The 14,490-nt window shown below is 75.0% G+C and carries 10 protein-coding genes; 8 read left to right on the forward strand and 2 right to left on the reverse strand.

Annotated elements, in window-relative coordinates:
• Positions 1 to 82: 82 nt before the first annotated feature.
• The 5 genes from LRS74_RS29240 (at position 83) to LRS74_RS29260 (ending at position 6,690) form a co-directional block, all read left to right on the forward strand.
• Positions 83 to 2,137 (forward strand): RICIN domain-containing protein, encoded by a 2,055-nt coding sequence (locus LRS74_RS29240; RefSeq protein ID WP_277743798.1) that lies wholly within the window; start codon positions 83 to 85, stop codon positions 2,135 to 2,137.
• A 194-nt stretch (positions 2,138 to 2,331) separates the two neighbouring features.
• Positions 2,332 to 2,970 (forward strand): hypothetical protein, encoded by a 639-nt coding sequence (locus tag LRS74_RS29245; RefSeq protein WP_277743799.1) that lies wholly within the window; start codon positions 2,332 to 2,334, stop codon positions 2,968 to 2,970.
• A 649-nt stretch (positions 2,971 to 3,619) separates the two neighbouring features.
• Positions 3,620 to 4,297, forward strand: coding sequence for a dioxygenase (locus tag LRS74_RS29250; protein ID WP_277743800.1), 678 nt, complete (start codon positions 3,620 to 3,622; stop codon positions 4,295 to 4,297).
• A 73-nt stretch (positions 4,298 to 4,370) separates the two neighbouring features.
• Positions 4,371 to 5,621: a hypothetical protein gene (locus LRS74_RS29255; protein ID WP_277743801.1), complete on the forward strand. Its 1,251-nt coding sequence runs from the start codon at positions 4,371 to 4,373 to the stop codon at positions 5,619 to 5,621.
• Between the two features lie 145 nt (positions 5,622 to 5,766).
• Positions 5,767 to 6,690 (forward strand): MurR/RpiR family transcriptional regulator, encoded by a 924-nt coding sequence (locus LRS74_RS29260; protein ID WP_277743802.1) that lies wholly within the window; start codon positions 5,767 to 5,769, stop codon positions 6,688 to 6,690.
• A gap of 324 nt (positions 6,691 to 7,014) precedes the next feature.
• Here LRS74_RS29260 and LRS74_RS29265 read toward each other — a convergent pair whose 3' ends face one another.
• On the reverse strand, positions 7,015 to 8,601 hold the full coding sequence (locus LRS74_RS29265; RefSeq protein ID WP_277743803.1) for an acyl-CoA dehydrogenase: 1,587 nt from the start codon (positions 8,599 to 8,601) through the stop codon (positions 7,015 to 7,017).
• 385 nt (positions 8,602 to 8,986) lie between these two features.
• On the opposite strand from LRS74_RS29265, the gene LRS74_RS29270 reads away from it, so the two are divergent.
• Positions 8,987 to 10,735: a GAF domain-containing sensor histidine kinase gene (locus LRS74_RS29270; RefSeq protein WP_277744985.1), complete on the forward strand. Its 1,749-nt coding sequence runs from the start codon at positions 8,987 to 8,989 to the stop codon at positions 10,733 to 10,735.
• A gap of 1 nt (position 10,736) precedes the next feature.
• Here LRS74_RS29270 and LRS74_RS29275 read toward each other — a convergent pair whose 3' ends face one another.
• Positions 10,737 to 11,528, reverse strand: coding sequence for a response regulator transcription factor (locus tag LRS74_RS29275; RefSeq protein ID WP_277743804.1), 792 nt, complete (start codon positions 11,526 to 11,528; stop codon positions 10,737 to 10,739).
• A gap of 144 nt (positions 11,529 to 11,672) precedes the next feature.
• Between LRS74_RS29275 and LRS74_RS29280 the strand changes: the two genes are divergently transcribed.
• Together LRS74_RS29280 and LRS74_RS29285 are read left to right on the forward strand one after the other, a co-directional pair.
• On the forward strand, positions 11,673 to 12,947 hold the full coding sequence (locus LRS74_RS29280) for a globin domain-containing protein (protein ID WP_277743805.1): 1,275 nt from the start codon (positions 11,673 to 11,675) through the stop codon (positions 12,945 to 12,947).
• On the forward strand, positions 12,944 to 14,374 hold the full coding sequence (locus LRS74_RS29285) for an FAD-dependent oxidoreductase (RefSeq protein WP_277743806.1): 1,431 nt from the start codon (positions 12,944 to 12,946) through the stop codon (positions 14,372 to 14,374). The genes LRS74_RS29280 and LRS74_RS29285 overlap by 4 nt, the downstream gene beginning before the upstream one ends.
• The last annotated feature ends 116 nt before the right edge of the window (positions 14,375 to 14,490 follow it).

Here is a 14,490-nt window from a genome sequence, read left to right on the forward strand (position 1 = left end):
CACGACCATCCCCACACCCCCACAGTCCCCACCCCCCACATACCCCCCCACGGGTAGTACACGAGTACAGACAGGAACACTCATGGAGCAGAATCGCCCCAGCCATCGGCGGAGCAAGGCGAGACGCAGACTGGCGCTGGTGGCCGCCGCGGCCGCGGCCGCGGCCGGGCTCGCCGTCGGCGTGGTCACCATCGGATCGGCGAGCACCGAGGACCGCCCGGCCGCCACGGACCGGCGGACTCCCGGTGCGGAGTTGTTGCAGGAGAACCCGCCCGAGCCGCTGAGCGAGGTGCCGGATTCCAACAAGCGGCGCGGCATGGTGTACCAGGGTCTCAAGCCCGCGCCCGAGGGCGACCCCTGCGTGGGCGTCTACGTCGTCTCCAAGGCGAAGCTGTGCACCCACGGACCGGACGCCCCGCCGAAGGGCGTCGACATCGCCAAGGACACCCCGCCCGCCGTGCGTCGGACCGTCCAGGCCCCGTCGCTGAAGGGCGGCGGCTCCGCCACGCCGGACGCCGCCGACGTCCTGCGCGGCGGCGTGCCCGCGCTTGACGCGCGGACGGGCGAGGCGGACCGTCCCGCCTCGGCGGCCTCCGGGCCGACCGCGGGCGACCCGAAGGCCGGCGCCGACACCAAGGTGGTCTGCGAGGGCGACGGCTCCTCCGGCAACCGGGTGCAGGTGCTCTACGTGCACGCCCCCGGCAACGACCGCTACGCGCAGTACGTGGCGTCCTTCAAGAAGTGGGCGGCCGAGGCGGACGTCATCTACGACGCCAGCGCCAAGGAGACCGGCGGCGCCCGGCACATCCGCTACGTCACCGAGTCCGACTGCACCGCCTCGGTGCTGAACGTCGAGGTGTCGGCCGACGCCCTGCGGGAGTTCGGCTCCACCAACAACGTGCTGGCGTCGAAGGGCTTCAACCGACGCGACCGCAAGTACATGATGTTCGTCGACGCCAAGGTGTACTGCGGCATCGGCACCTTCAACGGCGACGAGCGTCCCGGCGCGGAGAACCTGAGCAACTTCGGTCCCTCCTACGGGCGCACGGACGCCGGCTGCTGGGGCGGCTCGACGCCGGCCCACGAACTGGGCCACAACCTCGGTGCGGTCAACAACAGCGCCCCCAACACCAGCCAGGGCGGGCACTGCGTCGACGAGTGGGACATCATGTGCTACTCGGACTCGCCGAACTACCCGCAGATGCGCACCGTGTGCCCGGAGCGCACCTCCGACGAGCGCCTGGACTGCAACCACGACGACTACTACAACACCGCGCCCAAGCGGGGTAGTTACCTCGACACCCACTGGAACATCGCCAACAACCGCTTCCTGATAGCCGGCGGTGGCGATACCGGGCCGAACCCGTCCCCGTCGCCCACCCCGACCCGCACCCCGAACCCGACGCCCACGCCGACCCCGACCTCCACCCCCGGCCCGGCCACGGGCCCGGCCGCCAAGGTCAGCCAGATCACCTCCAACTCCGCGGTGGTGAGCTGGGCCAAGGTTCCGTCCGTCGCCGGCTACACGCTCTACCTCGACGGAAAGAAGCTCGCCGACGTCACCGGCACCAGCGTCCGGGTCGTCCGGCTGCAGCCCGGCACGTCCTACCGGGTCGCGGTCGCCGTGCGCGAGGCGGGCGGCAAGACCTCGCAGCCCGGCGCCGCGCACGCGTTCCGCACCCTGACCGCCGGTTCCGACTCCACGCCCACCGAGCCGGGGGCGAAGTACCTCATGCTCAACGCCCTCACCGGCCAGGCGGCCGACATGTGGGGCGGCTCCACCAACAACGGCACGGTCGCCATCGCCTACCAGCGCCACGGCTACGCCAACCAGCAGTGGGTCTTCGAACCCGCCGGCGGCGACGCGGTGCGCGTGAAGTCGGCGGCGTCCGGAAAGTGCCTCCAGTTCTCCTCCGCGGTGGCGGGCCAGTACGTCGCCCAGCAGCCGTGCGGCGGTGCCGAGGGGCAGAAGTGGCGGCTGCGCGCGTCCGCGGACGGCACGTACGTCCTCCAGCCCCGGGACTCCTCGCTCGTGCTGGGTGTCAGCAAGCGCTGGTACTACGGCGGCTGGCTGCTGGAGCTCCAGCGCAAGAACGACGAGGGCTACCAGCGCTGGAGCCTGCAGCGCGCCTCGTGACCCGCGTGAGCTGATCACGTAGGTCCGGACCGGGCCGGCGGCCGCGTTCTTTCCCCCGCGGCCGCCGGCCCGCCCCCCGTTCCCCCGGTTTCCCCCGTTCCCCGTTTCCCCCTGTTCCCCCGGCTCTTCTCCCCCCCCAGCCGCTCCTCCGGCTCTCCTCGTCCCCCACCGCTCTCCCGTGTTCAGGAGTCCCCGTGCCCCACGCCCGTCGCCCACGACTCGCCCCGACCGCAGCCCGCGGCGCCGGTGCGGTCCTCCTCACCGCGTTCGCCGCGCTGCTCGCCCTCGGCCCGGCCGGGCCGGCCGCCGCGCACGGCGACACCATCCACTTCGAGGTGGAGACCGCGGCCTCAGACGGACATGTGGAGGCCGTGGCGACCTGGGAGAACGACAACGACCCGGTGACGGACGCCATCGCGGGGACGCTGTCCGCCGTCGACGTCAACGGGCGCTCCCTCGGCCCCTGGAAGCTGGTCCCCGTCCCCGGCGAGGAGGCACGGTACACCACCCGTCAGGAACTGCCCCCGGGCCGTTGGACGGTGACCGTCAACTGCGGCTTCCCCGACCTCGGCCGCGGCGAGGCCACGGTGGACGTGCCCGCCCGGGAGCGGCGCGCCGAGCGCCCGGAGCCCGCCGGGCGCCCGGAGTCCGCGAAGCCGGCGGGACCCGCCCGCGACGCGGACCGCGCGGAGCGGCAGGGGACGGCGGAGCGCGAGAGCGCCGGCGGCGACGAGGGCTCGTCGTCGGCGCTGCCCCTTTGGGCGGGCGCGGGCGCCGTGGGCGGCGGGGCGGCGGTGCTGCTGGTCCGCCGGCGCCGCGCTGCCGCGCGCTAGCCCGGCGTCGCCACGAGGGCCCTCAGGCGCCGAACAACCGCCGGGCCCTCCCCGTTCCCTCCGCCGTCGTACCCCGCCGTCGACCCCGCCGTTCTCGGCGCCAGGAGCTCCACCGTCGGCGGCCCCGGCGACCGAACGTCGCCCGTCCCGTGGCGACGTGTGGACACAGGGCTTTGCCCGGCGAGCGAGCGATGGACGGCCCCGGAGCCCGTCTTCGGCCCCGTACGGGCGGCGCCACCGCCGGCGGCACCGTGGTGTGGGCGCGGCCGCTGGACGACAATGCGGCGGATGAGTCCGATGCCGAAGGCGCGAGCCGTACGGAACCGAACCGCCGGTCCCCGAACGGCGCGACGGGGCGGGTGCCGCGGTCCGCAGCGGAGCCGCGCGCGGCACCGCGGCCGGTACGGAACCGGAGCCGGTGGACCCGAGTCCGGCCGTCGGCCGTCGGCCGCGGGCCCGGAGGCGGCCGGCGGCGGTGAGCGGCCCGGTCCGGCTCGGCAGTGGCCCGGCCCGGCCCCGGCTCGGACGGGGCGGCCGGCCCACCGGTACCGCGGTGCCGCATGTCGCCAACGCGCCTTTCGGGCGGCGTCGGACAGCACGTTCGGCCCCCCGACGAGCGGGGCCTCAACGGCAACGGCGAGGAGACGCGATGCGCGATGACTTCGACCATGGCCCCGACCAAGACCCCGACCCCGATGCCGCCCTTGACCGCCGGGGCCGCCACGCAGCCGACGGCGACGCCGCCCGCCCCGACGGCCACGGTGCGGCGACGGCCGCCGAAGACGGCGCGGGAACGCCCGCCGGCCACGGCGGTCAGGAGACCCCCACGGCCGCCGAGGGACCGCTGTTCAAGCCGGAGACCCCCGAGCGCACGGACCTCATCGCCCCGGGGGTCCGCGGCGTCGAGCTCGAACTCGCCGGACACGTCTACGACCTGCGTCGCACCCCCGTGCCCGGTGCGCTCATCGAGTTCTGGCAGTGCGACCAGAACGGCGACTACGACACCTCCGGCTTCTCCCTGCGCGGGCACCAGTACACGACCCACCGGGGCGCCTTCCGGCTGCGCACCGTCATCCCGCGGGATTACTGGGGGCGTTGGGGCCGTCGGGCGCCGCACCTTCACACACGGATCCACGTCCCCGGCGGTCCACTGCTGGTGACACAGCTGTACTTCCCGGACGACACCCAGGCGTACGGCAGGGACTTCGCCGCGCTCAACGCCATGGACCCCCTCATCGACCGGGCCTGCACCCTCACCCTCACCGGCCCGCTGGAAGGCCGCTACCGCGGGACCTTCGACTTCGTCGTCAGGACCGGCGGCCACTGACCCCTCGTCCCCCGACCGCCCGACGATCCCTCGACCGCCCGACCCTCCGACCCTCCGACCCGTAAGGATTCCGGTGACTGACGTGATGCCCACGACCACCTCGTCCCGGCCCCGGAGCACCCGGCGGGCTCCTTCGCCCGCGGCGCCGGACGCCTGGGCCGTCGCGGTCGGGAGCCCGGCCGCCGGCGAGGCGGGCCGCTCCCGACCCGATCCGACCGCCGCCCCCGTGGCCCAGGCCGAACAGGCCGAACAGGCCGAACAGGCCGACCAGACCGACGAGGACGACCGGGCCGACGGGGCGGCCGCCCCCGCCGCCGCCCCCGCGTCCCACGGGGGGTGGCGGGAGACACCGGTCCCGGTGGCCAAGGGCGACCTCACCGCCGTCGCCGCGCTCAGCGCCACCCGGGCGTGGGCCGTCGGCTACCGGCTGACGTCCGACGAGCAGGCGGAGGCGCTGGCCCTGCGCTGGGACGGCGCCTCCTGGCGCCAGGAGTCCACGCTGCCGCGTGACAGCTTCCCCCAGGCCCTCGCCGTGCGGAGTGCCGACGACCTCTGGGCGGTCGGCGCCACGGCGGCGCACTGGAACGGCCGGGCGTGGACCGCCCACGCCCTGGCGCCCGACCCCGGCGGCCGGGTGCTGCCCGACGCGGTCGCCACCACGCCCGACGGGCGGGCGTGGACGGTGGGCAGGGCCGTGCCGCGGTCCATCGCGTCCGCCGTGCCCGCCGTCCAGTCCTGGGACGGCGCGGCCTGGCACCGGCAGCCCCTCCCCGACGTCGGGCGCGGCGAGCTGAGCGGTGTGGCCGTCCTCGCCCCCGACGACGTCTGGGCCGCGGGCGCCGTGTTCGCCCCCGCGGGCGGGCAGCAGACGGCGCTGCTGCTGCACTTCGACGGCGGGCGCTGGCGGCGGGTGCCCGCTCCCGAGGCGGCCGGGGGCGAGCACCGCTGGTTCGGCGGGATCGCCGCGACGGCGCCGGACGACGTCTGGGCCGTGGGCGGCTCCGTCACCCGGGGCCGGGAACGACCCTTCGCGGCGCACTGGGACGGCCGTGCGTGGACCGCCGTCGCCACGCCGGCCGTGCCCGACGGCCGGCTGCGGGCGGTCGGACAGGGCGGCGACGGCACCCTGTGGGCGGTGGGTGGCAAGGGCGCGGTCTCCGTCGCGCTGTGCTGGGACGCCACCCGACGGCGCTGGTCGCGGGCGGCCGACCCCGCCGTGGTGGTGCGCGGCGCGTCGACGGTGCCCCGTGGGGGCGGGCTGTGGGCCGTGGGGGTCGCCGAGCGGGGCGACCTGGTGCCGGTGGCGACCCGTTTGGCCGGCTGAGGTCCGTGGGGGCGGCGCCTCGGGTACGGTCTGCGGCCCCCTCGACGGGAGGGCGGCCAGGGCCCGGCCCCGCTCGCTGCCCGTGAGGGCGACCACGGTGCGTGAGCTATGTTGAGCGGGAGCGGGACGATAAGGAGGCACACCGGTGCCATCAGGGCAGCAGGCACGCGCGCAGGCGTCCGCGATCACGCCGGGCAGGCGGGCTCCGGGGGGCGAACCGGCCCCCGCGGACAAGGTGCGTGCTTTGTTCGGCGGCCACCGGCTGTCCCCCGCACAACGGCGCATCGCCCAGTACATCACCGACCACCTCACCGAGGCCGCGTTCCTGTCGATCACGGATCTCGCGGATCGGGTGGGGGTGAGCCAGCCGTCGGTGACCCGCTTCGCCTCCTCGCTGGGCTTCAGCGGCTACCCCGCGCTCCGGGAGGCCCTGCAGCCCATCGCCCTGAGCGCGGTCGCCGGCTCCCCGGACACCCGGGAGGAGGACCGCCGCAACGAGCTGCAGGCGGCCGTCGACGCCGAGATCGCCAACCTGGAGAGCCTGCGCCGGGTCTTCGCCGACGCCGACCAGGTGCTCGACATCGGCCGGGAACTCGCCCGGTCGGTGCCGCTGACCATCCTGGGCCTGCGGATCTCCGTCTCGCTGGCCGAGTACTTCGCCTACGCGGCCAAGCGGATCCATCCCGACGTGCGTCTGGTCTCCCGGGGCGGCAGTGTGGCCTACGACGCCCTGCTCCAGTCGCGGGAGGCGGGCGGGACCTGGGTCCTGGCCTTCGCCATGCCCCGGCACTCCAACGAGCTGCTGTCGGCGATGCGGGCCGCCCGTCGCACGGGCCTGCGCGTCGCGCTGATCACGGACCTGACGCTGGGGCCGCTGGTGGAGGAGGCCGATGTGGCGCTCACCGCGGGCACCGGTTCGCGCCTCGTCTTCGACTCCTACGCGGCCCCCGGGGTGCTCTCCGCGGCCATCCTGCAGGCGATGGCGGACGCCGAGCCTGAGCGCACCCAGCTCCGGTTGGAGAAGTACGAGCAGGCCGCGGAGCAGCACGACTTCTTCCTGGAGTACTGAGGCGTCCGCCGTCGCCGGTCAGGACCGCCCGCCTTCCCCGGCGGTGCTCCGGGGTGCCTCCCGGCGTTTCCCCCCGAGTGGTTTCCTCCCCGGCGTTCTCCCAGGGGTGCCACACTCGAGTGAGCAAGGGTTTTCACGCACTCCGACATGTATGAAATTTTTCATGCCCTTGCTTACTTGGCAGTATGTATATTTACTGCCTGTGGCACCCCAGGGACGGCACCCTCCTCAGTCGGCCCGATGGTGTTTCATTCGGGCAGTCCGCCCCCTTCGGATGCCCCCGGCGGCCCCGGTCAACCCCTGGGCCGGGGTCGCCGGCACGTGTCACCCGGTTCGCCGGGTCACCGGATCGGGCACGGAGAGCAGCGGCAGTCCCGAGAGATGCTCCTCCGGCACATCGCACGCTTCGGCGAGCACCGTCAGGTGAGGGGCCAGCGCGGCGGTCAGCCGCTCGACGGTGTCGGGCAGCGCGCGAACCTGCTCGGCGCTCATCAGGCCGTCGGCCAGCAGCTCGCCGGTGCGCGGGGCGACCGCCTCCAGGAGGAACAGCGCGCACAGCTCCCCGAGGACGGCCCGGGTGGGGGAGTGCGTCACCGAGTCGAGCGTCGCGATGAACGCGTCCGCCGCCTGCAGGGTGGCGTGGGCCGTGACCAGCTCCAGTGCCGGGCCCGAGGCGCCGTTCCAGCGGCCCAGGGGCTCGCCGGGTGGCCCGGAGCGCAGCTCCCGGCGGGCCCGCTCGTGCCAGCCCCGCTCGGCGGCCGCGATGAGGTCGCGCAGAAACCCGGGCTCGGTCAGGGACGCGACGCCGCCGGCGGGCACGCCCGCGTCGGCGGGCGGGCGCGGCGTCGGCACGGCCGGCGTGTAGCCGAAGATCATCTCTGCCCCGGCCTTGCACCAGATGGCGAGGTTGTCCCCCTCCGCGGTGATCGCGCCGTCCGCGTTGGCGGGGTACTCCGCCAGGCCGTTGACGGGGAACATGGCGCGGGCGCCGCAGCGCTCCCGGCTCTCCAGGGTGATCTCCCGGGCCCGCCAGGTGATCCAGCCCTTGGCGATGGCGACGAGCCGCTCGACCTCCGCGCGCTCGTCGGGCGCATGGGTGATCCAGCGCTCGGTCACCGCCCGGTGCAGGAAGGTCATGGCGTAGGCGGTGGCGAGCGCCTTCAGCAGCCGGGCGTGGTGGCTGCGGTGGGCGGCCAGCGGGACCCGGTGGCCCGCGGTGGGGCCGGAGATGTGCCGGGTGTGGGCGTAGCGGACGGCGATGGCCAGCGCGGCGCGGCTGCCGCCGAGCGTGCTCGCGCTCATGCACAGCTTGCCCACGGTGACCCGGCCGATGGCGGCGAGGAAACGTTTTCTCGGGCTGCCCACCGAGCTCTCCAAGGAACCGTCGGCCCGCAGCCTGCCGTGCGGGCCCTGCACCAGCGCGCCGCGGTCCAGACGGACCCGGTCGAACGTCGTGACGCAGTGGTCGACCGGGCTGCCGATCCGCTCGGGCAGCTCCCGCACGCGGATCCCGGGCAGCGGAACCCCGTCCCGGTCGGTGAGCGGGGTGAGGAAGAGGAAGACGCCCAGGTCCCGCCCGTCGACGAGCAGCCGGGCGGCCACCACCGCGCTCTTCGGGCCGCCCGCCGGGCCGGTGTTGGGCATGAACTTCTCCGCCCCCTCGTTCGGGGTGTGCAGCACGAAGCCGCCGGTGGCGCGGTCGTAGTCGGCCGTGGTCTGCAGCGCGGCGGCGTCGTTGCCGTGCGCGCGCTCGGTGCACAGGAAGGTGCCGGTGCGCTCCAGCCGCGTATAGGGCGTCAGATCGCGGGACGGTGACTGGTCGTCATCGACCAGACTGCCCAGGAACAGGTTGTAGTGGATCCCGGCGACGGTGGCCAGCGCCCCGTCGACCACCGCGGCCCACTCGTGCATCGCCGCCAACCGCCGTGGGTCGCGCGCCAGCCCCTCGGCGTCGGGCGTCTCCTCGTGGAGCGCGCGGAGCCGGGCGTAGGAGAGCGCGTGGCGCTCCTCGACGGTGAGCCCGGGACGGTACCGGAAGAGCCCCCCCCGGAGACGACCTTGCGCCAGTGCGCGTGCCGGGCCGCGGGGGCGTCCGCGAACAGGGCGGCGGTCAGCGCGCTGTGGTCAACAGGCGCCGGAGCGTACGCAGTAGTATCGACACTCGAAAACATGACCTGCTTAACGATCACGCATCGCTCTGGTCACCCTCCTTCCAGTCAACTAGGCGCGGATGTCCGAAACACCTGACCAGAAGCGGTCGGCGGCGCGTTGGCCGCAGCTGCGGGAACCCGACCGGATGCGCAGTCTGCTCGACGCGGTGATGAGCCTGGGGCGCGGACTCGAACTGCCGCAGGTGCTCCGGGGGATCGTCGAGGCGGCGGTCACCCTCACCAACGCGGAGTACGGCGCGCTCGGCGTCGTCGGCGACGGACAGCGCCTGTCGCAGTTCCTGCCGGTGGGCATGGCCGACGAACTGGTGGCGCGCATCGGGCCCTCCCCGTGCGGGCGGGGCATCCTGGGCGAGCTCATCCACAATCCGGTCCCGCTGCGCCTCACCGACCTCGGCCGGCACCCCCGCAGTTACGGCTTCCCCGAGCACCACCCGCCGATGCGGAGCTTCCTCGGGGTGCCGGTCCGGGTCCGCGACGAGGTCTTCGGCAACCTCTACCTCACCGAGAAGCGCGGCGGCGTCTTCGACGCCGACGACGAGGCGGTGTTGACCACCCTGTCCATCGCCGCGGGCGTGGCCATCGACCACGCCCGCATGTACGAGGAGAGCCGTCGCCGCGAGCGCTGGCTGGAGGCGCTGGGGGAGATCACCCGGACCCTGCTCTCCGGCACCGACGCGGCCCAGGTGCTGCACATGATCGCCGAGTACGCGGCCGAGGTCGCCGGCGCGGACCGCGCCGTCGTGCTGCTCCCGGCGGACCGGGACGCCGGGGCGCGCGGCGCGTTCGGCATGTACGGCGCGTCGACGCCCGGCACGGCACCGGACGCCCCGTCAGAGTCCACCGCCGGCGGGGTGCCCGACCCCGACCTGCTGACGGTGGCGGTGGCGTACGGACAGGGGGCGGAACGCGTCGGGGGGCTGACCCTGCCGGTCGACGGATCGCTGGCCGGCCTGGCGGTGCGCACCGGCGCCCCCGTCTCCAGCCCCCACCTCCGCTCCGACGAGCGGGCCTGTCCGCTGGGCGACGAGGACGCCGAGGAGTCGTGCGGTCCCGTCGTGGCGGTGCCGCTGCGCATCGACACCGGCGGCTGCGGCGCGCTGCGGCTCAACCGGCGCGCCGGGCGGCCCCCGTTCGACGACACCGAGGTGAAGCTGATCTCGGGCTTCGCCGACCAGGCCGCGATCGCCCTGGAGCTGGCCCAGCGGCGCGCCGAGTCGGAGGAACTGGCCGTGCTCCACGACCGCGACCGGATCGCCCGGGACCTCCACGACCTGGCCATCCAACGGCTCTTCGCCACCGGAATGACACTGCAGAGCGCCACCCGGCTCATCGACCGCCCCGAGGCCGCCGAACGCGTCGGCCGCGCCGTCGACGACCTGGACACCACCATCCAGATCATCCGCTCGACCATCTTCGGGCTGCGCACGGCCGGTGTCGGCCCGGGCGGCCCGAGCCTGCGCCACGGCATGGCCGAGGCCGTGCGGAGCGCCGCCCGGACCCTCGGCTTCACCCCGTCCCTGCGCATCGAGGGGCCGGTGGACACCAACGTCCCGCCCGAACTCGCCGAACACGTCCTCGCGGTGGCCGCGGAGGCGCTCAGCAACGCCGCCCGACACGCGCGCGCCCGGCGCGTGGACATCACCCTCACCGTGGGCCGCGACCACGACCGCGACGACGACGGCCGCGGGCCCGGCCACCCGGACGCGGTCACCCTGACCGTCGTCGACGACGGCGTCGGCCTCGGTACCGCCCGGCACACCGGCGGCCTGGCCAACATGCGCGCCCGCGCGGAGCTCCACCACGGCTCCCTGACCGTCGAAACACCCTCGTCCGGCGGCACCCGCATCACCTGGCGGGCACCACTGCCCGGCTGAGCTAGTGCCCGCGCGGGTCGCGGCGGTTCAGGACGCGGCCGGCGATGACGGCGGCCTGGACGCGGCGGCCGACGCCCAGCTTGGCCAGGATGGAGGAGATGCGGTTCTTGACGGTCTTCTCCGCCAGGAACAGCCGGTCGGCTATCTGACGGTTGGTCAGGCCCTCCCCGATGAGCTCCAGGATCTGCCGTTCGCGCGGGGAGAGCCGATCGAGTTCGGAGGGCTCGGGGGTCGCCTCGGGCTGGTGCGGGCCGCGCAGCCGGGCCATCACGCGGGTGGCCGTCCGCGGGTCGAGCATCGACTGTCCGGTGGCCACCGTGCGGACGGCGGTCACCAGGTCGGAGCCGTTGATCTGCTTGAGCACATAGCCGGCGGCCCCCGCCATGATGGCGTCGAACAGGGCCTCGTCGTCATCGAACGACGTCAGCATGAGACAGGCCAGCTCCGGCATCCGCGCCCGCAGCTCCCGGCACACCTCGATGCCCGCGTGGTCGCCGCCCGCGCCGCCCACGCCGCCCACGCCCCCCGCGCCGCCCACGCCGCCCGGCGCCGAGCCCCCCGCGTCCCCGAGTCGTACGTCCAGCACGGCCACGTGGGGGCGGGCCGCCGGCACCCGGGCGAGCGCCTCGTGGGCGCCGGCCGCCTCGCCCACCACTTCGATGTCCTCCTCGGCCTCGAGCAGGTCGCGCACCCCCCGCCGGACCACCTCGTGGTCGTCGAGGATGAAGACCCGGATGGGGGAGGGGGCCGGCACGCCGGCGGGCGGGGTGGGCTGGTCCTGGTGGTGATCCATGAAGATCCATTCTCTCGCGCCCGTCCGCGCCGGCGTCGAGGGGGCCGAACGGCCCTATGGATAGGGCCGGACGGGCCGCTACGGGCGGTGCCATATTGAACGCGGTTCGACCCCCCATCTCCCGATAAGGAGAGCCGCTGACCCATGGACACCGTCAACGACGAGTACCACGCGCTGCTCGCCCGGCATGACGCGATGCGGCTGCGCCGACGGATCCTGTCGTCGCCGTCCGAGACCCGGAAGGCCGTGGAGCCGTATGACGGCGCGGCCGATCAGCGGCTGATCACGCAGTACCTGGGCCTGGTGACCCCGTTCAGCGAGCTGATCACCCACCTCTACGACGCGATGTTCGAACGCCGGCCCTATCTGCGGTCGCTCTTCCCGGAGTCGATGGAGTTCCAGCGGGCCCATCTGGCGCGGATCTTCTGGTACCTGATCGAGAATCTGCACGAGCCGGACGAGGTGGCCGCCACCTTCACCCGGCTCGGCCGCGACCACCGCAAGCTCGGGGTGCGGCCCGTGCACTACGAGACGTTCGAGGCCGCGCTGTGCGAGGCGCTGGCCCGTACGGCGGGCCCGCGGTGGTCCGAGGCGGTGGAGCAGGCGTGGGTGCGGATGCTGCGGTTCGCCGTCGCGGCCATGGTCGAGGGCGCGGACGCCGCGCTCGACGAACCCACCTCCTGGCACGCCACGGTGACCGGGCACGAGCTGCGCCACCCGGACATCGCCGTGCTGCGGGTGCGGACGGGGGAGCCGTACCCGTACCACGCCGGGCAGCACGCGGCCCTGGAGTCGCCGCTGATGCCCCAGGCGTGGCGGCGGTACTCCATCGCCCGCGCCCCGCGGCCGGACGGCGAGCTGGAGTTCCACGTCCGACGGACCGGCCCCGGCGGGGTGAGCGACGCCCTCGTCGGGCACACCCGGGTCGGCGACACCCTGCGCCTCGGGCCCGCCCAGGGCACCATGACGGTGGCGGACGACCTCGCACGGGACCTGCTGCTGGTCGCGGACGGCACCGGTTGGGCCGCCGTCAAGGCGCTCGTGGAGGAGCTGGCCGCACGCCGGACCTTCCACCGCCGCGTGCACCTGTTCGTCGGCGCCCGCGGCCTCGCCGAGCTGTACGAGGCCGAGACGCTCTCCAGCTGGGAGCGCCACCGCCCGTGGCTGCGCGTGGTCACGGTGGTCGGCGAGGGGCCGGGGGCGAGCGCGTACGGCTCGGTGGCCGAGGCCGTGGTGCGCCACGGCGACTGGTCCGAACACCTCGCCTACGTCAGCGGTCCGCCCTCGGCGGTGGGTGCCACCGTGGCGCGCCTGGCGGCGTCCGGCCTGCCCGTCGAACGCATCCGGTACGACCCCCTGCCCGACAGCCTGACCCCGGCCGCCTCCCGTTCGGCGGCGTACGAAGGAGTGGACGCGTGAGCCTCACCCCCGGCGTACCCGCACCCCATGTCATCGTCGTCGGCGGCGGCATCTCGGGGCTCGCCGCGGCGCACCGGCTCACCGGCGCCGGGCTCCGCGTCACACTGCTGGAATCCGCCGGGCGGCTCGGCGGCAAGCTGCACCGGGGCTCCATCGCGGGCGCGCCGGTCGACCTCGGCGCCGAGGCGCTGCTCGCCCGCCGCCCGGAGGCGCTCCAACTGGCGCGGGCGGTCGGGCTCGGCGACCGGCTGCGCACCCCCGCCAGCGCCTCCGCCGCGCTGTGGAGCCGGGGCGCGCTGCGCCCGGTTCCCACCCGTCGGGTGCTGAGCCTGCCGGGGGATCGGGGCCCGGGGGCCTCGGGCGCCGGACCCCGGATCGAGATCAGCGAGGACGTCTCGCTGGGGCACTACGACGCCTACGGCTACTTCGACGGCTACGGCTACGGCTCCGAGGACACGTACGGGGCCGGTGACCCGCACGGATCGGACGGCCCGCACGGGGCGGAGGGCTCGGACGGCGCCTCCGGGACCGAGCCCCCGGACGGGACCGGCGACCCGGACGGCCCCCACGGCTCGGCGGGCGCCGCCGGCCGCCACGCCCCGCGCGCCCGCACCCGCGACGAGGCCCCCGGCGCGGGTGCGGGGCCCCACCTCGCCGGGTCGCCGATCGTCGGCGTCGACGGCGGTGTGGGCAGCCTGCCGGGCGCGGTCGCCGCGGCCGTGCGGGCGGCGGGCGGCGAGATCGTGCTGGACTGCCCCGCCCTCGCGCTGAACCGCACCGCCACCGGCTGGGAGGTGCGCGTCCCGGCGCGGACCCTCGACTGCGACGGGGTGGTCATCGCCGCGCCCGCCTGGGTGGCGGCCACGCTGCTCGCCGCGGAGGCGCCCACCACGGCGGCCGAGCTGTCCAGGGTCGACTACGCCTCGACGGCCGTGGTGACCATGGCCTTCCGCCGCTCCGACCTGGCGGGTCTGAGCGCCTTCGACGGCCGGTCCGGGTTTCTCATCCCGCCCGTGGACCGGGACCTGTGCCGCAGCACCATCAAGGCGGCCACCTTCCTCAGCCACAAGTGGGACTGGGTCTCCCGGCGCGCCCGGGAGCTCTTCGTGCTGCGCACCTCCATCGGCCGGCACGGCGAGGAGGAGCTGCTCTACCTGGACGACGCCGACCTCGTGGGCGCCTCCCTGCGCGACCTGGAGGAGGTGACCGGGCTCGGCGCCCGGCCGGTGGCCACCGAGGTGACCCGCTGGATCGACGGGCTGCCGCAGTACGGCGCCGGGCATCCGGCCCGGGTGACGCGGGTGCGGGACGCGCTCGGCCGGCTCCCGGGGCTGGCGCTGTGCGGAGCGGCGTACGACGGGGTGGACATCACCGACTGCGTCGCCAGCGGGCAGCGCGCCGCGGACGAGCTCATCGGCGCCGCCTGAGGCCGGGCTCGCCCGCCTGAGACCGGGTCCGCCGCCGCCAACCCCCGCATCGGGCGGCGGCGGGCCCTTCCCCCGGCCCGCGATCCCGGCCGGACCCCACGATCCCCGTCCCCGAC

Source organism: Streptomyces sp. LX-29 (assembly GCF_029541745.1).
Classification (GTDB): domain Bacteria; phylum Actinomycetota; class Actinomycetes; order Streptomycetales; family Streptomycetaceae; genus Streptomyces.